The 498-nt window shown below is 41.8% G+C and carries 1 pseudogene; it reads left to right on the top strand.

The features are described from left to right. Nucleotides 1-52: 52 nt before the first annotated feature. A pseudogene (locus HC175_RS17675) lies at nucleotides 53-498 on the top strand (SusC/RagA family TonB-linked outer membrane protein); the annotation flags it as partial.

The raw sequence follows: 498 nt of genomic DNA, 5'->3' as shown, positions 1-498 counted from the left end.
GATTCCCGGGTATGTAGGTTCCACTGGTCTACCGGTAGGCAACGTTGCCGACATGGAGAACCAAGGAGTGGAATTTGAAATTGGATTCAATAAAAATTTTGGAGATCTGTACTTTTCAGCTAATGGTAACCTCACATACCTGGAAAATGAAGTAACTTACCTAGGTCAGGACAAAGAATTTATTACTACCGGTACTGCTGGATTCCAGTCTATGGGACCCATCACCAGAACCCAGATTGGGCAGCCGTATAATTCCTTCTATGGTTTTAGGACAGCAGGTATTTTCCAAACAAGACAGGAAGTAAATGCCTATACAGGGCCCAATGGAAATGTGATCCAACCTAATGCTGTTCCCGGTGACTTCAGGTGGGTAGACACTAACAATGATGGGACTATTACAGATGATGACAAACAGTTTTTAGGAAGCCCGCTTCCAAAATATACATTCGGTTTAACCATTAACATGAATTACAAGAACTTTGATTTCATGGTATTTGC

The organism is Salinimicrobium oceani, assembly GCF_012037645.1.
Note: the sequence above shows the minus strand (reverse complement) of the source record. Positions and strands in the feature narration are given on the sequence as shown.